Below are 22,693 nucleotides of genomic sequence, written 5' to 3'. Positions count from 1 at the left end.
TTTATCAACTATTTAACTTAATCATGATGATTTTCTTGACGTGGTTAGGTTAATTTGGTAATATATATGATGTTGTAAAAAGTGTGAGCACCACACTGCAACCGCGCATGATATCGTATTTTAAGTGTCGAAAGACCACGTATCGTGGCGAGTCTAAGTCTATATAAGGAGGTGCGTTAGATGTACGCAATTATTAAAACTGGTGGAAAACAAATTAAAGTTGAAGCTGGACAAGCTATCTACATTGAAAAATTAAATGCAGAAGCAGGAGACAAAGTTACTTTTGATCAAGTAGTTTTTGTTGGTGGTGACGATGTTAAAGTAGGAGCACCATTAGTTGAAGGTGCGACTGTTGAAGCAACTGTTGAAAAACAAGGTCGTCAAAAGAAAGTAACTACTTTCAAATACAAAGCTAAAAAAGATTCTCACCGTAAACAAGGTCATCGTCAACCATACACTAAAGTTGTTATCGACTCAATCAATGCTTAATTAAAAGTGTGATGTTATGATTCAAGCAATCTTTAAAACTGACGAGAAAGATCAATTTGTTAGCTTTGAAGTTTCTGGCCACGCCTTTGCTGGTGAATATGGGCAAGATGTTGTTTGTGCAGGAGTATCCGCAGTCGTTTTATCGACAGTGAATAACCTGACACGTATGGCAAGTATCGAGCCACTTATTGAAGCCGATGAAGAAAATGGCGGTTACTTGTATGTTGAGTTAACCAAGGATCTCTCTACAGAGCAGGGTGAACTTGCTCAAATGTTATTAACAAGTTGCTATTTGGCCTTGTCTGAAGACGTTGAAGCCAATTACGGTGACTTTATACATGTATCCAAAACAACGAAATATTAGAGGAGGTTATCCCATGTTGAAATTTAATTTACAATTCTTCGCCCACAAAAAAGGGGGCGGGTCTACTGCCAATGGTCGTGACTCTCAATCAAAACGTTTAGGTGCTAAACGTGCTGATGGTCAAGAAGTTTCAGGTGGTTCAATTTTATACCGTCAACGCGGTACTAAAATTTACCCAGGTGTAAACGTAGGACGCGGTGGAGACGATACTTTATTTGCTAAAGTTGACGGAATCGTTCGCTTCGAACGTAAAGGCCGTGACCAAAAACAAGTATCAGTTTATCCAGTAGCTGCTGAATAATAAGCTGATATATCAACATTTATAAGCTCTCTTGCTTCCCTAAGGGGCAGATAAGGGGCAAACTACTTCGCAATGTTCAAATTGAGCATTGCGTTTTTTTGTTGTGCTCGCATTTTTTTCGTAAAGTGAGCATACACTTTATCTATCATCTTAGTGTCAGCGTGACCTACCTGTTCAGCGATTATTTCCTTTGATACGCCGTTCTGAACAGCAAGAGATATGAATGTATGTCTAAAGTAATGAGTGCTCACAGGCTTGCTTATAATGCCTTTTAAGCTAACATTCATTTGTGCAGGTCTGATAGGATAGCCAGTGTTGCCTACAAATAATAGTCGTTGTTCTCTATTTTTATTCGTTTCTAACATTTTTAATTTAGCGTGTTGGATTTGTTCAGTTAAAGCATTTTTCACATCATCATTAAAAAATACCACACGATCATCACCGTTTTTTGGAGCAGTAAATATTTTATGGTCATGGTCATAATTCTTGCTGACAACAAGCGTGTGTTCCTCTAAATTAACATCATCAAAATTCAAAGCCACCATTTCACTAAACCGCATACCTGTCCCAGATTGTATGATTGCCATACGAGCATATTCTTCATTATCTTCACTTTTAAAATAGTCAATAATTTGATTTAGTTCATCAGGCTCTAAATACTTCAATTTATTCTTTTCAGACCGATTGATTTTAGGCACTTCTAACAGGTCTAGTAACACATGTTGATCAATGCCTTTATACTTCAAAGCAAATTTTACTATTTGTTTCAATGTATTGTTGGCGAGTACGACTGATGAGTATTTATATCTACCATTTGTTAACAACTCTAAATAGTAGTTATTAATCATATTTGCTGCTAATTTTTCAAATTTAACGTTACCAAATTTATTGGTTAGCAACTTTATATTGTTAGCCGTTCGCTGGGCAGTTGACTGTTTAACATTTTGCTTGTGTACTTTAAACCAATCGTTTGCAATATCCTCTAAAGTTAAGCCACTTTGTGGTGCGTTTATTAATTCTTCAATTCTTTCATTTAAAATTGCAGTAGCTTGTTTCCTAGTGCTTGCTGTATTCTTTTCCATTGTCACACTTACACGTTCCATTTTATCGGTTAGCGGGTCTTTATATCGTTCAACAAATTTTACTTTTCCATTAGGTGTTTTTTCTGACCACATTTCAAAACTTCCTTTCTTATGATAAAATTGGGTATACAAAAAGCACACACTTAGTGCGTTTTTGTTCCTAAGCCTTACCCGTGTACCGTCCAAAGTCAAAGGGTAGGGCTTTTTTTATTTTATAAATCAACTCGATAATCAATTTTACTTCTTGTTTGATAGTTTTGAGTTGCAGCACGGATCTGATCTTTAATCTCGTATGGATTCTGTAATTGTTTAAACATTACTTCTCTACCGTCATTCAAATTTAAAACAATGTGACCAATTTTTAAAACCTTTTCTTTTAATCCTTGCTTCACATCAATTTTAATAATGTCACCAAGTTCGATTTCTTCACGCTTAGTGGTTAGATTCTTGCGTTCTAGTAATATACGTTGATTAGTAAGCGTGTAGTTAACCCGTGGTAATGATAGGTCAATTTTTCCGGCAAGATTTTGCTTTTTATCTTCCATACCAAAAAGGTGTGTTGAAAAAGTAGTGATTGTTTCCTCTTTATTCAAAATTTCATGTTTATTACTTGCGGTAGCAGCACCGCCACCATCAACTTTAAAACCACAATTTGAACAGAATTTCATACCCTCGATACTATTCCCACATTCTGGACAAAACTTCATTATATTTCCTCCTATATAAATCTTTCCATTTCATATGGAATCCCATTTTCACGTAAAGCATCATATTTATTGTCGTACATTTGACCATGCAACAACAATAGTGTAGCAAATTCATTAGCTTCACGCTCTATTTTAGGTATATTGCCAAAGTTATTAGCTCGATAAAAGGTAGTGCTTTGCCCTTTATGCAACACAATGTGACCTAACTCATGAGCTAAAATATAACGTTCTTCGTATTCATCTAAATTTTCATCTAATGTAATTACACTAGATCGCTTATAAGTAGTTTTGTAAGCAAACTTACCACCTAATGGGCTTCTTAAAATCTTAATTTGTTTTTCTCTCAATATAATTCTTGGCTCATTGGTCTTATATTTGCTGACAATCTGATTAACTCGTTTTCTAATCAAATAGCACACCGCCTAGTCACGATATTTTTTAGGCGTATATTTTCTTTTCGCTTCCTCTTTGGCCATACGCAAAGCCATTTCAAGAGAATTCATAAATAAAGCTTTTTGTTCTTCAGACATAGGTTCGCCATAGAAGTTGATTTCAGCACCAGATCCGTCATCTAAACCACTGATGATTTTCTCAACTTCTTCAGCGATATCTTTTTCATCTTTTTCATTTAAAGCCCAATGTGGCGTTTTGATTTCAGTTCTACCTAATAGGTAATCAGTACTAACATTAAAGTAGTCTGCAACTTTGATTAAATGCTGCGTACCTGGTTTAGACTTATCCCATTTACTTATTGTTCCATTCGATATATCTAACTTCCTTTCTAATTCGGCTATGCTGTTAACGTCAGAACTTTGATGTATCAGCTTATTTACTATCATTTTTGGATTCATAATTTACCTCAGTTCAAATAAATATAGATTTTAGTCTATTGATGGTTGACAAATAGAATTAAATCTAATAAACTAAGTATGTGCTCGGGAAAAGCATAAATAATTTATTAAGAATTAATCGAAAAAACTTGATTGCTACGCCAATAGCTTCATGTGTTTATTTGTCATACACACATGATAGAAAACATTCTATTAAAAGTCAATAGCATTCGATTATTTTCTTAGAGAAAAGGTGAGGTGTATGGAGATTTACGACAAAATCAAAGAAATTGCGAACAAAAAAGGTATTTCTATTTACCGTATTGAAAGAGATTTAAATTTTTCAAACGGGTCTATTTCAAAGTGGAATACAGCAGTGCCACAATCAACGAGATTGCTAAAAGTTGCAGATTATCTAGGTGTATCTTATCGGTCATTGATTGGTGAGGGAATGGAGGAAAAGTAAATGGAAAATTTAGTAATTATGAAAGACAAGCAGGCAGTTACCACAAGTTTGCAAGTAGCTGAAAACTTTGAAAAAAGACATGATCATATACTAAGAGACTTAGACGAACTCAAAGAGGGGCTTACCCAAAACTGGGGAGACTTATTCAGTGAATCAACTTATGTTCATCCGCAGAATAAACAAGAGTATCGAATGATTTATATGAATCGTGACGGTTTCACATTATTGGCCATGGGTTTTACCGGTAACAAAGCGCTTCAATTCAAATTAGCATATATCAATGCCTTTAATGAAATGGAAAATTACATTGAACAGCGACAACTACCAATGAGCCCAGAAGATATTATGATTGCCACACTGGAAACGCAAAAAGAGCTGAAGAAACAAATTTCGACAGTATCAAGTGATGTTGAAGGATTAAAACAAGAAATTGACCTAAGCAGATTACAGAAGTCAAAGCTATCAAAGTTAGTTCGTAAGAACGCTATGGAAGCGGTTGGTGGAAAACATTCGCAAGCTTATGAAGGCTTTTATAAAAAAGCTATTTCTGAACACTGGCGAGAAATCAAAAACTATTTCGATGTAGCTAGTTATGAAGAAATCCCAAAACTAAGATTTGATGAAGCTATGGATCTAGCAGCGATGTGGAAACCATCTATGGAATTAGCTTTTGAAATCAAAAAATCTAACTCTCAAACGACTTTGGGGGTGTAGACATGGAAGTAGTAAAAGTAAGGGCGATGCATAGTCCATATGTGTACGCCAAAGATATAAAGGTGCTAATTAATCAAAAAAATGTATCAAACTTCTTACGAGATTTCAGAGAATTTGTGGATGAAAATCCATCTTACTTCAGTCCATATCGTGGCTATCATAAGCGGTCTGGAAAAGATTCACTTTATGATGTGATTCCTATTCTTTGGTTTAACGAGAATAAAGAATTTGCGACTGCAGGTAGTAGAACAGTGACGTTTAAACAGGATTTACCAAGGTTGAAAGAAATGTTGGATATTCAAACTTACTTAGTTCAGGAGGTATAAATAATGAAAAACACAATAAAAACACTCGCACTATTTACCACAGGATTGTTAGTCGGTGTGGTAGTTGGGCGAGTGAAAGGTAAAAAACATAGTATCAAGTTAGATCCACTAAAATTTCATTCTAAATTGGTGAATGGACATTCTAGTTTTGACCAAGTTGATAAGTTGCAAGAAATCATACGATTTCAAGATGAGATGTATCGAAGACAAGTTTTGCGTGATCATTAACCTTTATGGCATGCATTAGAACAATAATAACAACCATCAAATTCATGATTTGGGTTCGCACTCTTCATAGCCTTAATTGCTTCTTGGCAATTTGAAAAGTAACCAAAATCAACCGAATTAGAAACAGAAGGTTTAAAAGAGCAATCTCTAGTATGAACTTCATGTCTTCCTTTATTATCAACATCTTTATTACATAAGTAGTATGGCATATTTATTCACCTCACTTTCATTTTTATTTTGACATCAAAAATCTATATATGGTCCCCGGAACAGGGAATTTGGATCACCATTTCTAAGGTTTTTATTGTCGTATAGATTATAACATCATATGACAAATAACACAATATATAGTTGTGGATAAGTTATCAACAACTAGATGGAGGTAGTAATGAGTAGAATACAAGAATGTTTAATTGATTATATTAATAATACAGATCGAACCATACATCAAATATCTCAAGAAAGTAAAATTAATCACTCGCAATTATATAGGGTGGCAAGTGGTGAAAGAAAGAATTTAGGGCTGCAAGCATCATTTAGATTAGCAGACGCATTAGGTGTAGATATTAACGAATTTAGAGAGGATGAGGAAAATGAATAAAGCATCGAAGAATTTCTTATTTTGGGGAATGAACGCAGTAATCTATTTTGTCGGAATGTGTCAATCAATCTATGCAGGATATGCCGGATGGATTGCAATTCTATTGTTTGTGCCATTTGTTTGGTCTTTATGTTTGACCATTGTTAGCGCAGGAGATGCGGACCTGTTTGTTGGGTTTGAAGAGGAGGACGGGTAGGCATGAAAAAGACAGAAACTATCGGATGGATTAAAGAACAGCGTCAACAACAGATTGAAAAATCAGTTAAGTCCTATGCAGAAAATGGAGAATCAGTGTATTTGGAAGATATTGAAGCAATCAATGAACATTATGATGAAATCCTAAAAAATATGCAGCTATCTAATTACTTTCACGCTAGGAATTTTTCATAAAAAAAAGCACCTACGACAATAGGCGCTAAATAAAACTTAAGTTAAGGAGAGTATACCATGCAAATTAAATTATTAAAAATGACGATTCGAAATTTCAAAGGCATTCAAGCTTACGAGTTAACACCAGATGGTGAAACAGTAAATGTTCAAGGCGATAACGGTACAGGTAAGACAACGCTGTATGATGCATTCTTATGGGCGCTATTCGGTAAGAATTCAACTGATCAGTCAGATAGTAAATTCGACTGGAAACCATTAGATAGTCAAGGAAACGAATTACATCACCTAGAAACAGAAGTGGAATTGCTGCTGGATATCGATGGCCAAGAAAAGAAACTAAGTCGGATGATTGCAGAAAAATGGACCAAAAAGCGTGGGTCAATTGAAGATACATTTTCTGGTCATAGCACCACATTCAAGATTGATGATTTGTCAGTTAAGAAGAAAGAATATGCCGACTATTTAGATGACTTAATTGGTGAAGAACGCTTTAAGTTATTAACCAACGTTAACTACTTCCCTGAGGTCCTTGATTGGAAGAAACGTCGTGAAGTCCTAATTGAAATGGTTGGAGATATTACCGATACAGATGTTATTGCTTCAAATAACGATTTAAAGCCACTTACAGAGCTTTTAAAGGGCAAGTCAGCAGAAGAACTAATGAAGCTAACTAAACAGCAAATGAAGCAAGCTAATGACGATATCAAGGCATTACCGAGCCGAATTGATGAAGTGGATAGAAGTTTGCCTGATTTAACTGGCTTAGATAGGAAACAGCTGCATGCTGATGAATCAGCTAAAGAACAACTAATCAGTCAGTACCAAGAAGATATCGCAAATATCAAGAATGGCGATGGTCAAAGTAAGTTAAAAAATGACTTGGCTAACAAACAACTAGAATATCGTGAATCGTTATCTGACTATAAAGACCAACTAAAAGAAGAATATTCTGGCTTTGAGGAAATGATGCAAGCTAAAAAAACTGAAAAAAATGAGTTAGCAATGCAGTTAACAGAGGCTAACAACAAGATACAACAAGCTAACTTTAACCTTGAAAATGTCACAAAAGAGATTGAAGCCACAACAGCAGAAAAAGACCGCTTATCTAAACAATTCTTTGAGGTCAGAGATGAAGTAATGCCTAGCTTTGATGAACATCGAACAACATGTAAGATGTGTGGCCAAGAATTACCTGCTGATCAAATTGAAGAAATCAGAGCAAACTATCAAAAAGAAGTAGAAAAATTTAATCAAGATAAAGCTACAAAGATTGAAGATATCCAAGTACAAGGTAAAGAAAAAGCCACGAAAATCAAGGATCTCGAAGAAATGGTTGAAGCATTTGAAAAACAGAAATTGGATATCAACAGTGCAATTGGAAAGCTTGAAAAAGGTATTGCTGATTTAGATGAATCTATTGACCAAATTCAAACAGAAATCAAATCTATTAAAGAAGACCAAACACCGTTTGAAGATACTGAACTTGGTCAAAAGCTAACTAAAGAAGGTAAAGACATTCAAGCCAAAATCGATGCGGGTGATGCCAACCATGTAGATGATATCGAGTTATTAAACGAGAAAATCGACATCGTTAAGGCTGAATTACTCCTTATAAATGATGACCTATATAAGTTCACTACATACGCTAATCAATATAAACGTAAACAAGAGCTTATCGATAGCGAGAAAGAGATTTCAGCACACTATGGGGTGTTACAAACACAACTTTACCTGTTAGAAGAATTCACCAGAACAAAAGTCAATCTTCTAACTGATGCGATTAATGACAAATTCAAGTTCGTTAAATTTAAGTTGTTTGAAGAAAACATCAACGGTGGCCTTGAAGAAATATGTGAGCCAACGGTTGACGGTAACAACTATTCAACAGGATTGAATAACGCAGCACGCATCAATGCAGGGCTAGACATCATCAACACCTTAATGGACTACTACCAAACAAAAGTACCAGTATTTATTGATAACGCAGAAGGTGTTAACGAGTTAATCGGCATCGACACACAACTAATCACTTTATCAGTTTCAAAACATAAAAATCTAAATGTAACGACTTTATAGGAGGCAAAGCAATATGACAAACCAACTAGTTAATCAAAATAATTCAGTTCAAGGACTACTTAAAAACCCCGCCATTCAAAAGAAATTCAATGACGTATTAAAAGATAAATCAAATAGTTTCACTTCAAGCTTAATCAGTTTAGTAAACGGTGATGGAAATCTTTCTGACTCAGAACCTATGAGTATCGTCGCTAGTGCGATGCAAGCAGCTCAATTAGACTTACCAATCGAAAAACAATTCGGATTTGCCTATATTGTCCCATTCAATGCTAAGAACAAACAAACGGGACAATGGGAGAAAAAAGCACAATTCATGCTTGGATATCGTGGATATATCCAGTTAGCACAGCGCTCAGGGCAATACCAATCAATTAATGTAATCAGTGTATATGATGGCCAACTAGAAAGTTGGAATCCACTTACTGAACAAGCAAAATTCAATCCTGACAATCAAATTAGTGATGAAGTTGTTGGCTATATTGGTTACTTTAAACTGCTGAATGGCTTTGAGAAAACCACTTACTGGACTAAAGAACAAGTTGAAAAGCACCGTATTGAAAACAACAAAGGAAAAGACAAGCGGAAGCTTACAGGTGTATGGGCATCAAACTATGATGCTATGGCGCAAAAAACAGTGCTTAGAAACCTTTTAAGCAAGTGGGGTATCTTATCCATCGAAATGCAACAAGGGGTGCTAGCAGACGATACAGTTAGCGATATCGATAATGATGGACAAATCCAACGAGTAGATGTGACTGAGTCTGTTGACGATGTACAAGTAGAGATTAATCAAAACGCTAACACAGAAGAATTAGACTTCAACCAGTCAGAAGATCCATTCCCAATCCAAGAAGAACAGATAGCACCTAAATCAAACAACTTCAAACCAAAGGCCGAAACTACACCAGCAAGTAAAGGCTTTGAAGATATTGAACCTGGCTTCTAATCATGCTAGAAATTAAAACTTTTGGCTCAAGCTCAAATGGTAACTGTTACTTGTTGAAAGACGGTGACAGCTACCTATTGCTTGAAGCTGGCATACAACCAAAAAGAATGCAACTAGATTGGTCAAAGATTGAGGGGGTATTGATAAGCCATGAACACCAAGACCACGCAAAATATGCAAAAGAAATCATTAAGCGAACAGGAGCAGATTTATATTGCTCAGAAGGTACGAGCAGCGTACTCAGAGGTGTACCAAGCCATAGAATCCATGTGGCCAGTAGTAAAAGAAGCTTTAATATCGGTGGTTGGAAAATTATGCCGTTTGACGTTGAACACGATGCTAAAGAGCCTTTGGGTTTCCTCATCGAAACGCCTACTAAGCGGAGAGTACTGTTTGCAACGGACACCTATTATATTCGATATAAATTTACTGGCATCACTCATCTAATGATTGAGTGCAACTATGATCTAGACATTTTAGAAGATAACTTCTTATCTAGAAAAATAGATAAAAAGCAGCGTTTAAGAATCATTACAAGTCACTTTGAATTAAGTAATGTGAAGCAATTTCTAAAAGTTAATGATTTATCAAAGTTGCAAGAAGTACATTTACTGCATCTTAGTGACAGAAATTCAGATGCAGAGCAGTTTAAACGAGAAATACAGGCGATTGTAGGCGTTCCGACTTACATCGCAGGTTAGGAGGTGAAAGTATGGCCAAGAGAGTAGTTAGCACAGTATTTTGGGAAGATGAGAAGGTAGTTGATATGTTTTCGCCAGAGGATAAGTATTTCATGCTTTACCTGCTGACTAATCCCAGAACAACATCAATAGGCATATATGCGCTACCAGTCAAGATAGCAGCATTTGACCTTGGTTATTCGATTGATTCAGTAAAGGTTCTGCTAGAGCGATTTGAGAACAAATACAAGATGATTGTGTACTCAAAAGAGCAACAAGAAGTAGCGGTACTGAATACTTTGAGATATTCAATTTCAAAAGGTGGTAAGCCCATTGAAGATATGGTTTTACGTGAGATTGAAAAAGTTAAAAACATCAGTTCTTTAGAAATGACTCATAGCCGAATGATTGAATGGTGGTCAATTTCTGGACGGGATATTGATTTTAAGATTAAAGAGATCTTTGAAAAAGAGATTTTTAAAAGAAAAGAAGCAAAAGAAAATAATACTAATAATAAAGCTAATACTAATACTAATACTAATACCGATACGGTCGACGTATCGTGCAACGATTCGCTAACCGATACGTTAGAAAATTCGGTAGCACCATCGGAAGAACAGGTTGGTGTCATCGGTGCCATTGATTTTTACCAACAAAATTTTGGTGTCTTGAATCCTTACACCAGTCAACAAATAGTTGATGCGATAGATACCTTTAACGATGACATTGTCATCAAAGCTATGCAGATAGCACTAGACAACAATGCACGTAACTATAACTATGTTCGAGCCATATTGAAAAAGTGGTACGAAAACAATGCGAAAACCATTGAGGATATTGATGCACTAGAACTTGAACACAAAAATAAACAAGCTAAGAAGTCATATGGAAAGTCACAAAAAGAATCTGTAGCACCTAAATGGCTAAGTAGTGATCAACGACAAAAGAAATATCAAGGTGATGTCGAAGCAAGCGCACAAAAAGAGATGACTGATGACGAATTAGCAGCAATTGAGGAATTAAAAAAATCAGTATTAGGTGGTGAGTAAGTGGCAATTAGAAATAAATACGGCGCTAAGAAAGTGATTGTTGACGATATTAAATTTGATAGTAAGGCAGAAGCAGCTTATTACAGGCATTTAAATATGCTTGTAAAGGCCGGTGAAGTAATCAAATTTGAGATGCAAGTACCCTTTATCTTACAAGAAGGCTTTAGCCATCCAACGAAGAGGAATAAAAGCGGTACACCTAAAAAGATACCCGCAATGAAGTATGTTGCAGACTTTTTAGTCAGATATGCAGATGGCACTGAGAAGGTCATCGATGTAAAAGGTATGCAAACACAGGTATTCAGAATGAAAGCACAGATGTTTATTAAGAGATATGGGCCACTTTATATAGTCAAACGAGATGGTGGTTACTGGAAAATGGAGGAATTCTAAAAAATGAATGCAGACAACCTTACGGTTTTAAATGGCCGTTTAACAAGAGATGTAGAGCTATCGCATATGCAAGACGGCAAGGCTGTAGCTAAGTTTACAGTGGCCGTTAACAGAGCGTACAAAGATGCTAATGGTGATAGACAAGCTGACTTTCATAATTGTGTGATCTTTGGAAATCGAGCTGAGGCAGTTGCTAACTATTTCCACAAAGGCGATATGATTGGAGTAGCTGGCGAACTGAGAGATAACAACTATGAAAAAGATGGTGTAACTCACTATAACAAACAGATTGTTGTAGATAGTTTTGGATTTATAGGTCAGAATAGTCAAAATAATAACGCTAATGGAACTCAAAACAACAATGTGGGTGAATACAACCAACAAACACAAAACACCGCACAGGGGCAGTATGGAGCAAATAGCGCTAGTCAGTTTGGTGGGTTTGCCAATCAACAAAATAATATCAACGTAACAGATGATCAATTGCCTTTTTAGGAGGATAGAAGATGAATTACTTATCAACTAGAGATTTATACAGGTTATTATCTTTTGAGTATGACATTACTCAAACAAAAATGCGGGAAGCTTGCGAAGTAACAGCCTTTCTTTGGAATAGAGACGAAGACGTTAAGGATATGCTGCCAAAAATTGACAAAGGCTTAGCTAAGCTTTTTGGAGATGATTATCATAGTCCTGAAAATATCAGAAAGTATGAGCGCCACAGAAACATTGCACGCGATATTGACCCGAATATAATAGCTCAATACCGAATTGATAATGGCTATAGCATTAGTAAACTAGCAAGTTTAGCAGACATACCATACGAAACTGTCCGCAAAATAGAAAATTCAATTTCAGAGATTTCATCTTGGAGACAATATCAGAATTTAGCAGCGATTATTGGCAATGATTTATTAAAAGCTGGTAGCAAGTATAAAGAACGAAAAGACAAAAATCGCAAACCAAAAAAGAGATCAATTACTTTTAAAAATATTGCAACAAGAGGTAGTAAGTTGAGTTGGGAAATTGGATACAAGGTTGTGTATTAGGAGGCGAATAATGGTGAGTAAAGTTAGTTTAGAAGATCCATTGACACATCTAAGACGTGAAAGAGAACGATGCTTAAGTGAACGAGAATTATACGAATCCCGTCTGTTTGACTTAATAGACACGGTGATAGTAATTAATCAGACTATTTTAAATTATGACAAAGCCATTGAAAAATTAGAGGAGGAGCAGATGGAATGATGTGGATATTGATTATTATTGGCTTCATATTTGTTAGCGGTTGGCTAGAACTGATGGCTCGCTTTACTAAAGCTTTTAAAACCTTAGCTAACTATGAGGTTATGGACATTAAAGAAATGCAGGAACATCGTAAACGTATGAAAAAACTATAATAAATAATAAAAGCCGGGATTGACCCGACTTCGATTGATTCCAAAGGTAAAGCTGATGAATTGTTAAAACGTGTAAATTACCGTAACCAACAGGATTTATCGACACCTAAGCAAATTCGCCAACTTGAACAGCGCGGCTATCAAAATGTGGCCAATTGGAAGTTTGACCAAGCAAAAGTATTAATAGATCAGATTGCTGCAAACAAATGGCGTAGTATTCATTCAAAATCACAGGCGGAAGTTTATCAGCCTAATTAGGAGGAAATAATGAAAGATTTACAAAAAGAAAATGAGATTTTAAAAAATAGAATAGATTTTCTTGAATTAGTGATTGATACACAAAATGAAATCATAGATAAATCTAACGAAACTACTCGACTATTACTTGACTATGTACGTAATTATTATCCTAAAAATGATTCAACATCATCATAAATAAATTCACTTTCTAATTCTTTAATAAGCAAACCAATGAATTTCTTCATATGTTGCAAATTAAAGTCTGGGTGTCGAGATGTATAGTGTGTCTCGTCATTGCCTAAGTAGGCTATAGCCGTTCCAGTTCTAATTAATCTTTGATTCGGGAGCTTCTCAATTTTTTGCTTTAAGGTTGTTTTAGGATTTTCCAACCATTCGTGAGTGACTGAGTCATCAGTAGGATAGTCTTTTAAAAAATCAGTTACTAGAAACTCGATTGATTTCCGATACCCCATTCCTGCTAAATGTAAAAGATTGCTACTTTCGGCAGTAGCAGCTTGATTATATATATCAAAAAAATCCTTGTATTTAGCTTGGACTATTTCGGGTATTTCATTCTGATAGGTTAGTCTGGGTGATTGGTCAGTGACAGTTAAAACGTAGGGATAATGAGTTTTAGCATTTTCTTCATCTATATAATAAAATTTTTCATTTATAAAAAAATTCACAGTACTATTTTTGCAGTATTTACAATAGAAAACTCCAACAGCATCAAATTCATGTTCACCGGATATTCCAATTATTTCGATACACTCTTGATCTCCAGTTCTATTACAAAACGAGCAAATTGTCGGATATTCAAATGCCTTACTTTGTATATCAATTTCCATTTTTTCTGGAGATGAATCAAAAAATCTAATAGTATCTTGTTCAATGTTATTTAGATCTTTAACTGATCTTAAAACTGTATATTCATCCATGCATTACACGCTCCTCCAAATTTAGTTAATCAAATTATATCAGAAAGTAGGTGTCTAGTTTGCTGTTTCCAAAGGTTAATGAAAAAGCAACAAAAGAAAAAGTGGATGGTTTACTAAAGAACTATCATAAGATTAGACGTCTGTCAGGCATGCCAATTGAGCAGAAGGTCACAGCAACATATAGCCTAGATCCGAAGAGCTTTACGGACATGAATTCAAGCGCAATTGAGAATGGGACTATTAAGAAATTAGATGCAGTTAGCTTATATCGAGATATCAATGCTGCAATTAATACCTTGGATGCTTATTCTAGAAAACGCATATACGATAAGTACATTAATTCTACTAGGTACTATGACTATGAAGTATTAAGTGCAGAACAGATTAGTGAAGCAACTTACTATCGTGAAGTTGGTAAAGCCATGATAGAATTTGCGGAAGCTTTTCAAAGTGGTGGTTTGCTAATTTTTGAAAATGAGTGATTATTGATTGAAAGTTGACAGACTAGTGATTGATTATTCGTGTATTATGCTAATTGAGATAAGTCGGTAAACTTATCTCGCCTCCTTTTTGGATTACCATTTCGTGAGATAAACGAGTAAAGTCCTTGAGCCACGGAAATGGTGCAAGGCAAAAGTTGGGCACCTCCTGATTATATATAACAGTGACTATGCTTGGTAGCGAGAATACAGCACGATTCTGTGGGTTTGATTCCCACAATAGTTATAGCAAGGCACAGTCAGCTCAAATAAATGCACATTTAATCATCACTGACTAACCTTGCTTATTGAAAACTGCACAACGTTGATAGAGTGATTGTATTTGGTAGCTACTTATGCGATTGTCCTCACACCGAGTTGGGTCAACCTACCTAACATTTTGATAGGACTTGATAACTCTGAAGGTTGTGTAGTTTTGAGTAATTAAAATAACATCAATAGTTACCCAGTCTTTAAATAGACACACTTACGAGTGACGGGTGGCTTTTTTAGTATTTTTCTCCCTTAACCATGCTATATTAATGAGTGAGAGGAGGAAAATTTCTTGTAAGAGATTGTAGCTATATGAATTAGGAGGTATTTAAATGAAGTTAACACAATATCAACGTCAAGTTTTATCGAACCAACATCAGATTCTATCTATGTTACAAACAGATGAGCATATGTCAGATTATCATGAAGAAATGCAAGAAATTTATAATGATGGATTTGAATATATGTATTTTGAGCACGGCGCTTATAATGATAATGAAGTTTTAGAAGAGGCAGAATGTCGTGATGTGTTTAGAATCATAAATATGTATGATGATTTAACATATTATTGGAATAATTCAGATAACCTAAAAGAAAATATTTCTGAATATGCAGTGATATTCCCTGGATTTGATTTAAATGACAGCATCGAAAGCAAATACTACTCGTTTGCGAAATTTTTAATTTTGAAACAAAATAGATTTCATGATACTGGAAAAATGATCCGTGAAGATATTAATAAACTAAATAGTCATGGTAGTGGCCCTGGGATTTCGGGTTACCTGGATATCCTCAATAGATATGAGGAAGTAATGGCTAATAGAAGTAATACCGGCGTTAGGAATGAAATGACATTAGAAGAGATGAAGGAAATCTTAAATAGATAGTTTTATTTGAAAGGAGTTGAGATGATGAGCAAGAAAGAAGCAACAGCGCAACAAAAGCTGTTTATTGATGAGTATTTGAAGTTAAGAAAATCTAATCAAAAGAAGGCAGCTTTGAATGCTGGATATAGTCCAAAGAGTGCCGAAGCTCAAGCTTCTCAACTTCTAAAGAATCCTAGGGTTCGGGCTTATTTGGACGAACGAGAAAGCCAATTGGAAAAAGAGTTACGGAAAGAATTTATGTTCGATGCTTTAGAGGCAAGGAAGGTCATGTTTGAAATCATGAAAGACGACATGACACCAGAGAGCGTTCGCTTGAGTGCTGCTAAAGATTTCCTAGACCGAGCGGGCTTTAAGCCAATTGAAAAGCAAGAGATTTCTGGTGAATTAAAGACTACAAATGCTTTTGCAGAATTAACTACAGAAGAACTGAAAAAGTTAGCTGATGGCTATGAATAAAACAGCATATATTAAACAACAATCACGTCTGGAATTGGCCAGACGTGATTTTTTCAGATTTTGTAATCTAGTAACGCCTAAGTTTTATAAGCCTAATCGTCAGTATCTAATTGATTTGTGTAATGACATGCAAGATTTTATGCATGATGATAACGATATTCTCATTTTAAATATGCCACCAAGGCACGGTAAATCTTTCACAGCTACCAAATTTACACAATGGCAATTAGGAATAGATCCTAGCAAGAAGATTATGACAGGGTCTTATAATGAGCGATTGTCCACTACTTTTTCAAAAGCAGTTAGAAATGGTATTCAAGAGATTAAAGGGGATGACGATATTTTAATCTATAACGACATTTTCCCCGATACAAAAATCAAATATGGCGATGCCAATATGAATTTATGGTCATTAGATGGTAGTCAGACGAACAACTACTTAGCGACTTCTCCCGGTGGTACAGCTACTGGTTTTGGTGCTGACTTGATTATCATTGATGACTTAATTAAGAACTCGGAAGAAGCTAACAATGCTATAGTTTTGCAGAAGCATCATGAATGGTTTACGGATACAATGCTATCGAGGTTAGAGTCTAACGGTAAAATCATCATAATTATGACGAGGTGGTCATCTAACGACTTAGCGGGATATGTGCTGAATGAATTACCTAAGAATGGTTACAAGGTCAAGCACATCAATTTAAAGGCTAAACAGGACGATGGCACAATGCTATGTGAAGATGTTTTGAGTTTAAAAGAGTTTACCCGTAAGTTTAAAACGATGTCACCGGACATAGCCAACGCTAACTACCAACAAGAACCGATCGACTTGAAAGGCGCTTTATATTCTGGTTTTAAAACATATCGAGAAAGACCAGAATTTAAAGAGATTGCTGCTTATATTGATACGGCTGACACTGGTAGCGATAATCTAGCAGGTTTTATCTACGGCGTTACGTTTGATGACGATGCTTATATCCTAGATACGATATACACCAAGGAGCCGATGGAAGTCACAGAACCGTTAACTGCTCGTAAACTGGCCGAAAATTCGGTCAATGTGGCTCATATTGAATCAAACAATGGTGGACGTGGATTTGCTAGAGCTGTTGAAAGGCAATTGCCTAATAATCGCACTGTTATTTCGAAATTTACACAATCTAAGAATAAGCAAGCGAGGATCTTATCAAATGCTACTTGGGTTATGGAACATGTTTATTTCCCAGAGAATTGGCACAACAAATGGCCAGATTTGTATAAAGACTTAATGACTTATCAAAGAGAAGGCAAGAACGCTCATGATGATGCGCCGGATGCATTAACTGGTATCGGTGAGAAGATGGGTGCAGGCATCGTAATCAAAACATATAAAGGTTTTTAAGGGGGTTGAAAATGGTATTTGTACATTCACGAGAAAAAGAAATCACACCAGAAGTGGTTAATGATTTCATCAAGGAACACCAAGCGATTGTTCCACGATATGATGAGTTAGCAAAGCTTTATAAGAGCCAAGCACCCATTCTAGAACAAGAAGATAAAGACGAATATAAGCCAGATAACCGCATTGTGGTTAACTTTGCAAAGTACGCTGTTGATACATTCAACGGCTTTTTTATTGGTATTCCTATCAAGATTCAGCACGAAGATGAAGAAGTAACGCAAATGGTAAACGACTTTATCAATCGACAGAACCTAGACGATGTGATTGCTGAAGCATCTAAAATGTCTAGTATTTATGGCAATGCTTTTGTATATGCGTTTCAAAACGAAGAATCAGAAACGTGTGTGGTGCATAATAGTCCGTTAGATATGTTTGTAGTGTACGACGACACAATAAGCAGAACACCATTATTTGCCGTTAGGTACTACCTAGACGAAGAAGAAACGATTGTCGGGCAGTTATTCACAGAAACATATCAACTACAGTTTAGAGCTGATGGTGAAAGCCTTGTCTTTGAAAATGAAGAAGCTCATTACTTTGGTATTGTTCCTGTTGTTGAATTTATCGAAAACGAAGAACGCCAAAGTTTAATAGAGCCAATTGAAACGCTAATAAATGCTTATGACAAGGCAATTTCAGAGAAAGCGAATGATGTGGATTACTTTGCTGATGCGTATCTATCAATATTAGGCGCTGATATTGGCGATGGCATGAATAGCATTCGAGATAATCGGATCATCAATCTGTATTCAACCAATGGCGAAATTGATGCACAGAAAATTAAGATTGAATTTCTAGACAAGCCTGATGGTGATACCTCACAGGAAAACCTATTGAATCGTATTGAGCGCTTAATTTATCAAACTTCGATGATTGCAAATATCAATGACGAGAGCTTTGGTAATGCTAGTGGTGTGGCTTTGAAGATGAAATTACAACCGATGACGAACTTGGCCATCATGAAAGAGCGGAAGTTTACAAAAGGTTTAAGCCAGTTATTCAAGCTTTTCTTTACTTTACCTACCAATGTACCAAGCGGTAAGAAAGACGAGTGGAGCGGTCTAAAATACACCTTTACACGCAATATTCCAGAGAACATTGCTGATGAAGCTTCAACTGCTGTCAAGTTACAAGGAATCGTATCAAAAGAAACGCAACTTTCTACACTATCGTTTGTGGATAATGCAGCAGAAGAAATCAAGCGAATGGAAGCTGAAACAGAACAGGAATCTTCAGCCGGTTATAATACTGATGAAAATGGTGATTTTATTGTTGATGAAAGTGGTGAATAGCCATGAACAGCAAGGAATATTGGGAACGGCGACAAATTAACCTTTTTGCTAAACAAGATAAATACGATGATAAGTTTGTGGCTAAAATGGCCAAAGAGTATGATCGTGTGGCTAGGAACATAGAAAAGGAAATCGCACAATATTATGCTAGATTTTCAAAAGATGATGTCATTGAATATCGTCAAATGGTTCAGCAATTGTCTGAAAAAGAGCGAACATTGTTATATCAAAACTATGATGCGTTTATGAATAAGCACACAGATTTACGCCATTTAATGCCTGTAAGGCAGTCTATTTATAATCTGAATAGGTTAGAGGGCTTACAACTTTCAACACAACAACGACTGCTTGAATTGGGCGTAATTGAAGAGTCAGAATTTAATAAAACACTCACAAAGGCTTATGAGAATGGTTATCTTTCCAGTATGAAAGGATTAGATAATGCTCAAGCCTTTTTTCGTGTAGATCCATTGGTTATGCAGGCGACATTAGACAACAAATGGCTAGACGGAAAAAACTATTCAGATAGGATTTGGGATAACAAAACAAAGCTTATCAATACACTGAACAATGAAATTCGAGACGGTTTAATTCGAGGGGATAGCTACGCTAGCATGATTAAAACATTGCGACACAGAACGGACGTTGGTTTAAGAGACTCAACTAGGTTAGTCCGAACGGAATCGGCGTATATCCTGAATGAAGCGAATGCTAAAGCATTTCAAGAAGCAGGTATCTTAGAATACGAAATAACTGCTGTTATGGATGCTAGAACAAGTCCAACATGTAGAAGTTTAGATGGTGAACGTTTTAGTTTTAAAGAGCGTGTTGTGGGTGCCACAGCGCCACCTTTTCATCCATGGTGTAGGTCTACAACTATTCCAGTTGAAAATAATTAGGAGCGTGATCCTTATGTATCTTGACTGAAAGGAAAGACTTTTATATGAAAACTAGAGTAAAGCAATTAGACACAAATCAAGAATTATGCAAGCAACACGATAATTGGTGGGGCGCACAGAACATTTACCTAACTAAAGACGATGTAGACCACTTGTTAAACGGTGGTTTTTTATTTTTTGATGACGGTGAATATTCGCACGGTTTGATATATGACGAAAAGGGTGATATGGATGAATATCCTTTGTGACAATTGCCATAAAGAGTACGACGTGGTTATGCGAATGGACAGAATCGGCGATATTGAAAAGAATTACTTTAAGTGTCCCCACTGTCAAACTGAATATATTACCGCCTGTATTGACCCAAGCGTTCGTAAAAAGCAATTGAAAGTCAAAAAGTTATATCAACAATTAAAATTGCTAAAAGATGAACAGAAAATCATCAAGAAAGTTAATCAGATTAATGATCTAGAATCTGAAATTAAGGTGGATATGGCGGAAATTAAGAATAAGTTAGCTGATAACTTTTAAAGGAGCGAGTAATGAAGATAAATATTTTAGGTACCGTGTATACGATTATCAGGCACGACAAAGATAACCCAATCAGAATTAAAGATTGTGACGGCTATTGCGATTATAGTGTTAAAGAGATTCACTTAGCTGAAAAGGAAGGATACGAATGGGCCGATGTTGACGGTCACTTCGACAAAGTTCTACGACACGAATTAGTACACGCATACTTATACGAAAGTGGGTTGAATATTGAATCGTGGGCTAGAGATGAAGAAATTGTTGATTGGATGGCTATTCAGATTCCGAAAATAGCCGATAAATATAAAGAATTAGAGATTTAATCCATTAGCCAACACTAGTGGTTTTTATTTTGCCCAAGCATTGAAGGCATTAAAAGCTATGGATACGTGCAAGCATTTATTCACGATAAAAGATATGGAAGGAGTTAAATACAATGAAATTCAACTTACAATATTTTGCTGAAGACAATGAGCCAATCGAAAACGGCGGTGACCCAGTAGATGAAACAATCAACAATGCAGAAACGGCTGATGACAATGAAACTCCGGAGCTTAAATATTCAGACGAAGATGTGGATAAGATTGTTCAGAAAAAGCTGGCAAAAGCCAAAAAGGATAAAGAAGCCGCAGTCGAAGAAGCCACCAAGTTAGCAAAAATGAACGAGGACCAAAAAGCAGAATATGACCGTGAACAGTTAGAAAAAGAATTAGCTGAATTGCGCCGGAAAGATGCTTTTTATAACTTGTCAAAAGAAGCCTCAAAAATGCTAGCAGAACATGACATTACGGCTGATGATGAATTGCTTCAAGTAGTAGTCAAAGACGATGCAGAAGGCACTAAACAAGCCGTAGAAAGCTTTGTCAATCTATTCAATGCCAAAGTTAAGGAAGGCGTTAAACAAGCGCTAGCAGGCAATTCGCCTAAGTATCCAAATACTGGCAAACAACTTACAAAGCAACAGATTATGGATGAAAAAGATGCAACTAAACGGGTGAAATTAATTCAACAAAACCCACAACTTTTTAAACAATAAGGAGAGATAAATTATGGCAGTAGAACCAAACTTAACAACAGAATTAGGAACAGCATTATCAATTGACTTCGTGGAGCAATTCGGGCAACGTTTCCGTACGTTACAAGAATTATTAGGTGTACAACGTACATTACCAATGGCAGCAGGAACATTAATCAAAACTTACACTTCATCTGTGACATTAGACGGTACACAAGTAGCGCCAGGCGATATTATTCCATTATCTCAAGTTACTTTAGAAGATGGACCATCTCACGAATTGGAATGGGATAAGAAACGTAAAGCCGTAACTATGGAAGACATCCAAAAATATGGTTTTGATCGTGCGGTTACATTAACTGACAACAAATTAATCAATGAAATCCAAAAAGGTGTACGTACTAAATTGTTAACTCAATTATCTACTGGTACAGCAACTGCAACTGGTACAGGTTTACAACAAGTTATGGCTAAAAACTGGGCAACAGTTACAGCTAAATTTGATGAAGATGATGTTCAAGTGGTGTCTTTCATGAACCCATATGATGCCGGTGATTACTTAGGGAATGCAAACATCTCTACTCAATCAGCATTCGGTATGACATACATTGAGGACTTCTTAAACAACCGTGTTGTATTCATGTCCGCACAAATTCCAGAAGGTACTGTTTACTCAACTGCTGACGGGAACTTAGTTGCAGCATACGCATTGATGTCTGGTGGTCAAATTAACCAAGCATTTGATTTCACAACTGATTCAACTGGTTTAATCGGTGTAACTCATGACATTAACAAACAACGCTTACAAGCGGAAACAGTAACTGCTTACGGTATTGAGTTATTTGCTGAACGCTTAGATGGTATTGTAGTCGGAACAATCGCACCAGCAGTTTAGGGGGTTAATCTATGAACAAGGTCATTAAAGCATTTGTGGACAAACAGGACGGTGGACGACTTTATGAACCGGGGGTAGGTAAGACCTATCCTCGTGAAGGTTATGAGCCAACTGCTGACCGCATCATTTTCTTGCGTGATAACGGATATATTGAAGCTTTAGAAGTTGAAGAAACTGAAGCAGAAAACCTCGGTGCATTAACCAAAGCTGATTTATTAAAATTGGCGAATGAAAAAGGTATCGAAGCAACTGATAAAAACACGAAAAAGGAAATTATTGAAGCTTTAGAAGCAGAAAAGTAGGTG

The 22,693-nt window shown here is 36.0% G+C and carries 38 protein-coding genes and 1 other annotated feature; of the genes, 33 read left to right on the top strand and 5 right to left on the bottom strand.

The features are described 5' to 3' along the window. Positions 1-89 precede the first annotated feature (89 nt). Positions 90-165 (top strand) — a sequence feature (ribosomal protein L21 leader region). 15 nt (positions 166-180) lie between these two features. Genes rplU through rpmA form a run of 3 tightly spaced genes read left to right on the top strand, consistent with a single transcriptional unit; the run spans position 181 to position 1,154 of the window. After that, positions 181-489 carry a 50S ribosomal protein L21 gene (gene rplU, locus ACUW85_RS05330; RefSeq protein WP_003140931.1) on the top strand — a complete coding sequence of 103 codons (309 nt, stop codon included), beginning with the start codon at positions 181-183 and terminating at the stop codon, positions 487-489. Positions 490-505: 16 nt separating this feature from the next. Beyond that, complete coding sequence (locus ACUW85_RS05325) at positions 506-853, top strand: ribosomal-processing cysteine protease Prp (protein WP_003140932.1); 348 nt, start codon at positions 506-508, stop codon at positions 851-853. 13 nt (positions 854-866) lie between these two features. Next, the gene (gene rpmA / locus ACUW85_RS05320) at positions 867-1,154 is read left to right on the top strand and encodes a 50S ribosomal protein L27 (protein ID WP_016897563.1); all 288 of its coding nucleotides are present in this window, start codon (positions 867-869) and stop codon (positions 1,152-1,154) included. A 62-nt stretch (positions 1,155-1,216) separates the two neighbouring features. Here the strand turns inward: rpmA and ACUW85_RS05315 are convergent, their stop codons facing one another. The 4 genes from ACUW85_RS05315 to ACUW85_RS05300 all read right to left on the bottom strand — a co-directional run bounded on the left by ACUW85_RS05315 (position 1,217) and on the right by ACUW85_RS05300 (position 3,794). After that, positions 1,217-2,329: a tyrosine-type recombinase/integrase gene (locus ACUW85_RS05315; protein ID WP_182023371.1), complete on the bottom strand. Its 1,113-nt coding sequence runs from the start codon at positions 2,327-2,329 to the stop codon at positions 1,217-1,219. Between the two features lie 119 nt (positions 2,330-2,448). Continuing rightward, positions 2,449-2,943: a PH domain-containing protein gene (locus ACUW85_RS05310; RefSeq protein ID WP_182023372.1), complete on the bottom strand. Its 495-nt coding sequence runs from the start codon at positions 2,941-2,943 to the stop codon at positions 2,449-2,451. Between the two features lie 11 nt (positions 2,944-2,954). Then, complete coding sequence (locus ACUW85_RS05305) at positions 2,955-3,353, bottom strand: ImmA/IrrE family metallo-endopeptidase (RefSeq protein WP_182023373.1); 399 nt, start codon at positions 3,351-3,353, stop codon at positions 2,955-2,957. A gap of 12 nt (positions 3,354-3,365) precedes the next feature. Then, positions 3,366-3,794: a helix-turn-helix domain-containing protein gene (locus ACUW85_RS05300; protein ID WP_259345382.1), complete on the bottom strand. Its 429-nt coding sequence runs from the start codon at positions 3,792-3,794 to the stop codon at positions 3,366-3,368. A 241-nt stretch (positions 3,795-4,035) separates the two neighbouring features. On the opposite strand from ACUW85_RS05300, the gene ACUW85_RS05295 reads away from it, so the two are divergent. The 18 genes from ACUW85_RS05295 to ACUW85_RS05210 all read left to right on the top strand — a co-directional run bounded on the left by ACUW85_RS05295 (position 4,036) and on the right by ACUW85_RS05210 (position 13,477). Continuing rightward, positions 4,036-4,239, top strand: a complete 204-nt coding sequence (locus tag ACUW85_RS05295; protein ID WP_182023374.1) for a helix-turn-helix domain-containing protein — start codon at positions 4,036-4,038, stop codon at positions 4,237-4,239. Then, positions 4,240-4,953 (top strand): Rha family transcriptional regulator, encoded by a 714-nt coding sequence (locus ACUW85_RS05290; RefSeq protein ID WP_182023375.1) that lies wholly within the window; start codon positions 4,240-4,242, stop codon positions 4,951-4,953. It abuts the gene before it with no gap. A gap of 2 nt (positions 4,954-4,955) precedes the next feature. Then, positions 4,956-5,279, top strand: coding sequence for a hypothetical protein (locus ACUW85_RS05285; protein ID WP_182023376.1), 324 nt, complete (start codon positions 4,956-4,958; stop codon positions 5,277-5,279). A gap of 3 nt (positions 5,280-5,282) precedes the next feature. After that, positions 5,283-5,507, top strand: a complete 225-nt coding sequence (locus tag ACUW85_RS05280; protein WP_182023377.1) for a hypothetical protein — start codon at positions 5,283-5,285, stop codon at positions 5,505-5,507. A 388-nt stretch (positions 5,508-5,895) separates the two neighbouring features. Further along, on the top strand, positions 5,896-6,108 hold the full coding sequence (locus ACUW85_RS05275) for a helix-turn-helix domain-containing protein (protein ID WP_182023378.1): 213 nt from the start codon (positions 5,896-5,898) through the stop codon (positions 6,106-6,108). Beyond that, positions 6,101-6,304: a hypothetical protein gene (locus tag ACUW85_RS05270; protein ID WP_149358668.1), complete on the top strand. Its 204-nt coding sequence runs from the start codon at positions 6,101-6,103 to the stop codon at positions 6,302-6,304. The genes ACUW85_RS05275 and ACUW85_RS05270 overlap by 8 nt, the downstream gene beginning before the upstream one ends. 2 nt (positions 6,305-6,306) lie before the next feature. Beyond that, complete coding sequence (locus ACUW85_RS05265) at positions 6,307-6,498, top strand: hypothetical protein (protein WP_182023379.1); 192 nt, start codon at positions 6,307-6,309, stop codon at positions 6,496-6,498. Positions 6,499-6,555: 57 nt separating this feature from the next. After that, positions 6,556-8,574: an AAA family ATPase gene (locus tag ACUW85_RS05260; RefSeq protein ID WP_182023380.1), complete on the top strand. Its 2,019-nt coding sequence runs from the start codon at positions 6,556-6,558 to the stop codon at positions 8,572-8,574. 13 nt (positions 8,575-8,587) lie between these two features. Continuing rightward, entirely contained in the window at positions 8,588-9,520 is a 933-nt protein-coding gene (locus ACUW85_RS05255; RefSeq protein WP_182023381.1) for a recombinase RecT, read from the top strand. A gap of 2 nt (positions 9,521-9,522) precedes the next feature. Then, positions 9,523-10,221, top strand: a complete 699-nt coding sequence (locus ACUW85_RS05250; protein WP_182023382.1) for an MBL fold metallo-hydrolase — start codon at positions 9,523-9,525, stop codon at positions 10,219-10,221. 11 nt (positions 10,222-10,232) lie between these two features. Then, positions 10,233-11,249, top strand: a complete 1,017-nt coding sequence (locus ACUW85_RS05245; RefSeq protein WP_182023383.1) for a DnaD domain-containing protein — start codon at positions 10,233-10,235, stop codon at positions 11,247-11,249. After that, positions 11,250-11,642: a DUF1064 domain-containing protein gene (locus ACUW85_RS05240; RefSeq protein WP_182023384.1), complete on the top strand. Its 393-nt coding sequence runs from the start codon at positions 11,250-11,252 to the stop codon at positions 11,640-11,642. It begins immediately after the preceding gene. Positions 11,643-11,645: 3 nt separating this feature from the next. Beyond that, positions 11,646-12,137 (top strand): single-stranded DNA-binding protein, encoded by a 492-nt coding sequence (locus ACUW85_RS05235; protein WP_182023385.1) that lies wholly within the window; start codon positions 11,646-11,648, stop codon positions 12,135-12,137. A gap of 11 nt (positions 12,138-12,148) precedes the next feature. Then, positions 12,149-12,691: a helix-turn-helix domain-containing protein gene (locus tag ACUW85_RS05230; protein WP_182023386.1), complete on the top strand. Its 543-nt coding sequence runs from the start codon at positions 12,149-12,151 to the stop codon at positions 12,689-12,691. A gap of 10 nt (positions 12,692-12,701) precedes the next feature. Then, positions 12,702-12,890 carry a hypothetical protein gene (locus ACUW85_RS05225; protein WP_059134461.1) on the top strand — a complete coding sequence of 63 codons (189 nt, stop codon included), beginning with the start codon at positions 12,702-12,704 and terminating at the stop codon, positions 12,888-12,890. Continuing rightward, positions 12,887-13,042 (top strand): hypothetical protein, encoded by a 156-nt coding sequence (locus ACUW85_RS05220; RefSeq protein WP_182023387.1) that lies wholly within the window; start codon positions 12,887-12,889, stop codon positions 13,040-13,042. The genes ACUW85_RS05225 and ACUW85_RS05220 overlap by 4 nt, the downstream gene beginning before the upstream one ends. A 60-nt stretch (positions 13,043-13,102) precedes the next feature. After that, positions 13,103-13,300 (top strand): hypothetical protein, encoded by a 198-nt coding sequence (locus tag ACUW85_RS05215; RefSeq protein ID WP_182023388.1) that lies wholly within the window; start codon positions 13,103-13,105, stop codon positions 13,298-13,300. Positions 13,301-13,309: 9 nt separating this feature from the next. Beyond that, the gene (locus ACUW85_RS05210) at positions 13,310-13,477 is read left to right on the top strand and encodes a hypothetical protein (RefSeq protein WP_182023389.1); all 168 of its coding nucleotides are present in this window, start codon (positions 13,310-13,312) and stop codon (positions 13,475-13,477) included. Here the strand turns inward: ACUW85_RS05210 and ACUW85_RS05205 are convergent. Beyond that, positions 13,447-14,220, bottom strand: coding sequence for a hypothetical protein (locus ACUW85_RS05205; RefSeq protein WP_182023390.1), 774 nt, complete (start codon positions 14,218-14,220; stop codon positions 13,447-13,449). The genes ACUW85_RS05210 and ACUW85_RS05205 overlap by 31 nt on opposite strands. A gap of 59 nt (positions 14,221-14,279) precedes the next feature. On the opposite strand from ACUW85_RS05205, the gene ACUW85_RS05200 reads away from it, so the two are divergent. The 12 genes from ACUW85_RS05200 (at position 14,280) to ACUW85_RS05145 (ending at position 22,690) form a co-directional block, all read left to right on the top strand. Then, positions 14,280-14,702, top strand: coding sequence for an ArpU family phage packaging/lysis transcriptional regulator (locus ACUW85_RS05200; protein WP_182023391.1), 423 nt, complete (start codon positions 14,280-14,282; stop codon positions 14,700-14,702). A gap of 602 nt (positions 14,703-15,304) precedes the next feature. After that, a complete protein-coding gene (locus ACUW85_RS05195) occupies positions 15,305-15,859 on the top strand; it encodes a YfbU family protein (protein ID WP_182023392.1) in 555 nt (184 codons plus the stop codon). Between the two features lie 21 nt (positions 15,860-15,880). Further along, entirely contained in the window at positions 15,881-16,315 is a 435-nt protein-coding gene (locus tag ACUW85_RS05190) for a terminase small subunit (RefSeq protein ID WP_259345383.1), read from the top strand. Further along, positions 16,308-17,696, top strand: coding sequence for a phage terminase large subunit (terL, locus tag ACUW85_RS05185; protein ID WP_182023439.1), 1,389 nt, complete (start codon positions 16,308-16,310; stop codon positions 17,694-17,696). The genes ACUW85_RS05190 and terL overlap by 8 nt, the downstream gene beginning before the upstream one ends. An 11-nt stretch (positions 17,697-17,707) precedes the next feature. Continuing rightward, positions 17,708-19,048, top strand: coding sequence for a phage portal protein (locus tag ACUW85_RS05180; RefSeq protein WP_182023393.1), 1,341 nt, complete (start codon positions 17,708-17,710; stop codon positions 19,046-19,048). 2 nt (positions 19,049-19,050) lie between these two features. Continuing rightward, positions 19,051-19,947: a minor capsid protein gene (locus ACUW85_RS05175; RefSeq protein ID WP_182023394.1), complete on the top strand. Its 897-nt coding sequence runs from the start codon at positions 19,051-19,053 to the stop codon at positions 19,945-19,947. Positions 19,948-19,991: 44 nt separating this feature from the next. Beyond that, positions 19,992-20,195 carry a hypothetical protein gene (locus tag ACUW85_RS05170; protein WP_182023395.1) on the top strand — a complete coding sequence of 68 codons (204 nt, stop codon included), beginning with the start codon at positions 19,992-19,994 and terminating at the stop codon, positions 20,193-20,195. Positions 20,196-20,223: 28 nt separating this feature from the next. Next, positions 20,224-20,478, top strand: a complete 255-nt coding sequence (locus tag ACUW85_RS05165) for a hypothetical protein (protein ID WP_182023396.1) — start codon at positions 20,224-20,226, stop codon at positions 20,476-20,478. Positions 20,479-20,489: 11 nt separating this feature from the next. Then, positions 20,490-20,801, top strand: coding sequence for a hypothetical protein (locus ACUW85_RS05160; protein ID WP_182023397.1), 312 nt, complete (start codon positions 20,490-20,492; stop codon positions 20,799-20,801). A 113-nt stretch (positions 20,802-20,914) separates the two neighbouring features. After that, the gene (locus ACUW85_RS05155; protein WP_182023398.1) at positions 20,915-21,514 is read left to right on the top strand and encodes a DUF4355 domain-containing protein; all 600 of its coding nucleotides are present in this window, start codon (positions 20,915-20,917) and stop codon (positions 21,512-21,514) included. Positions 21,515-21,527: 13 nt separating this feature from the next. Continuing rightward, on the top strand, positions 21,528-22,388 hold the full coding sequence (locus tag ACUW85_RS05150) for a hypothetical protein (RefSeq protein ID WP_182023399.1): 861 nt from the start codon (positions 21,528-21,530) through the stop codon (positions 22,386-22,388). A gap of 11 nt (positions 22,389-22,399) precedes the next feature. Then, positions 22,400-22,690, top strand: coding sequence for a hypothetical protein (locus ACUW85_RS05145; RefSeq protein WP_182023400.1), 291 nt, complete (start codon positions 22,400-22,402; stop codon positions 22,688-22,690). The last annotated feature ends 3 nt before the right edge of the window (positions 22,691-22,693 follow it).

The organism is Aerococcus sp. 150760013-2 (assembly GCF_053627715.1).
Note: the sequence above shows the minus strand (reverse complement) of the source record. Positions and strands in the feature narration are given on the sequence as shown.

Bases quoted from the DNA above. Each gene is read 5' to 3' on its own strand.
- ACUW85_RS05170 (WP_182023395.1), top strand. From the start codon at position 19,992: ATGAAAACTAGAGTAAAGCAATTAGACACAAATCAAGAATTATGCAAG.
- ACUW85_RS05310 (WP_182023372.1), bottom strand. From the start codon at position 2,943: ATGAAGTTTTGTCCAGAATGTGGGAATAGTATCGAGGGTATGAAATTC.
- ACUW85_RS05155 (WP_182023398.1), top strand. From the start codon at position 20,915: ATGAAATTCAACTTACAATATTTTGCTGAAGACAATGAGCCAATCGAA.
- ACUW85_RS05295 (WP_182023374.1), top strand. From the start codon at position 4,036: ATGGAGATTTACGACAAAATCAAAGAAATTGCGAACAAAAAAGGTATT.
- ACUW85_RS05260 (WP_182023380.1), top strand. From the start codon at position 6,556: ATGCAAATTAAATTATTAAAAATGACGATTCGAAATTTCAAAGGCATT.
- ACUW85_RS05280 (WP_182023377.1), top strand. From the start codon at position 5,283: ATGAAAAACACAATAAAAACACTCGCACTATTTACCACAGGATTGTTA.
- ACUW85_RS05255 (WP_182023381.1), top strand. From the start codon at position 8,588: ATGACAAACCAACTAGTTAATCAAAATAATTCAGTTCAAGGACTACTT.
- ACUW85_RS05220 (WP_182023387.1), top strand. From the start codon at position 12,887: ATGATGTGGATATTGATTATTATTGGCTTCATATTTGTTAGCGGTTGG.
- ACUW85_RS05265 (WP_182023379.1), top strand. From the start codon at position 6,307: ATGAAAAAGACAGAAACTATCGGATGGATTAAAGAACAGCGTCAACAA.
- rpmA (WP_016897563.1), top strand. From the start codon at position 867: ATGTTGAAATTTAATTTACAATTCTTCGCCCACAAAAAAGGGGGCGGG.
- rplU (WP_003140931.1), top strand. From the start codon at position 181: ATGTACGCAATTATTAAAACTGGTGGAAAACAAATTAAAGTTGAAGCT.
- ACUW85_RS05190 (WP_259345383.1), top strand. From the start codon at position 15,881: ATGATGAGCAAGAAAGAAGCAACAGCGCAACAAAAGCTGTTTATTGAT.
- ACUW85_RS05300 (WP_259345382.1), bottom strand. From the start codon at position 3,794: ATGAATCCAAAAATGATAGTAAATAAGCTGATACATCAAAGTTCTGAC.
- terL (WP_182023439.1), top strand. From the start codon at position 16,308: ATGAATAAAACAGCATATATTAAACAACAATCACGTCTGGAATTGGCC.
- ACUW85_RS05165 (WP_182023396.1), top strand. From the start codon at position 20,224: ATGCGAATGGACAGAATCGGCGATATTGAAAAGAATTACTTTAAGTGT.
- ACUW85_RS05145 (WP_182023400.1), top strand. From the start codon at position 22,400: ATGAACAAGGTCATTAAAGCATTTGTGGACAAACAGGACGGTGGACGA.
- ACUW85_RS05245 (WP_182023383.1), top strand. From the start codon at position 10,233: ATGGCCAAGAGAGTAGTTAGCACAGTATTTTGGGAAGATGAGAAGGTA.
- ACUW85_RS05270 (WP_149358668.1), top strand. From the start codon at position 6,101: ATGAATAAAGCATCGAAGAATTTCTTATTTTGGGGAATGAACGCAGTA.
- ACUW85_RS05160 (WP_182023397.1), top strand. From the start codon at position 20,490: ATGAAGATAAATATTTTAGGTACCGTGTATACGATTATCAGGCACGAC.
- ACUW85_RS05325 (WP_003140932.1), top strand. From the start codon at position 506: ATGATTCAAGCAATCTTTAAAACTGACGAGAAAGATCAATTTGTTAGC.
- ACUW85_RS05210 (WP_182023389.1), top strand. From the start codon at position 13,310: ATGAAAGATTTACAAAAAGAAAATGAGATTTTAAAAAATAGAATAGAT.
- ACUW85_RS05235 (WP_182023385.1), top strand. From the start codon at position 11,646: ATGAATGCAGACAACCTTACGGTTTTAAATGGCCGTTTAACAAGAGAT.
- ACUW85_RS05180 (WP_182023393.1), top strand. From the start codon at position 17,708: ATGGTATTTGTACATTCACGAGAAAAAGAAATCACACCAGAAGTGGTT.
- ACUW85_RS05315 (WP_182023371.1), bottom strand. From the start codon at position 2,329: ATGTGGTCAGAAAAAACACCTAATGGAAAAGTAAAATTTGTTGAACGA.
- ACUW85_RS05275 (WP_182023378.1), top strand. From the start codon at position 5,896: ATGAGTAGAATACAAGAATGTTTAATTGATTATATTAATAATACAGAT.
- ACUW85_RS05205 (WP_182023390.1), bottom strand. From the start codon at position 14,220: ATGGATGAATATACAGTTTTAAGATCAGTTAAAGATCTAAATAACATT.
- ACUW85_RS05175 (WP_182023394.1), top strand. From the start codon at position 19,051: ATGAACAGCAAGGAATATTGGGAACGGCGACAAATTAACCTTTTTGCT.
- ACUW85_RS05285 (WP_182023376.1), top strand. From the start codon at position 4,956: ATGGAAGTAGTAAAAGTAAGGGCGATGCATAGTCCATATGTGTACGCC.
- ACUW85_RS05230 (WP_182023386.1), top strand. From the start codon at position 12,149: ATGAATTACTTATCAACTAGAGATTTATACAGGTTATTATCTTTTGAG.
- ACUW85_RS05250 (WP_182023382.1), top strand. From the start codon at position 9,523: ATGCTAGAAATTAAAACTTTTGGCTCAAGCTCAAATGGTAACTGTTAC.
- ACUW85_RS05225 (WP_059134461.1), top strand. From the start codon at position 12,702: ATGGTGAGTAAAGTTAGTTTAGAAGATCCATTGACACATCTAAGACGT.
- ACUW85_RS05150 (WP_182023399.1), top strand. From the start codon at position 21,528: ATGGCAGTAGAACCAAACTTAACAACAGAATTAGGAACAGCATTATCA.
- ACUW85_RS05290 (WP_182023375.1), top strand. From the start codon at position 4,240: ATGGAAAATTTAGTAATTATGAAAGACAAGCAGGCAGTTACCACAAGT.
- ACUW85_RS05195 (WP_182023392.1), top strand. From the start codon at position 15,305: ATGAAGTTAACACAATATCAACGTCAAGTTTTATCGAACCAACATCAG.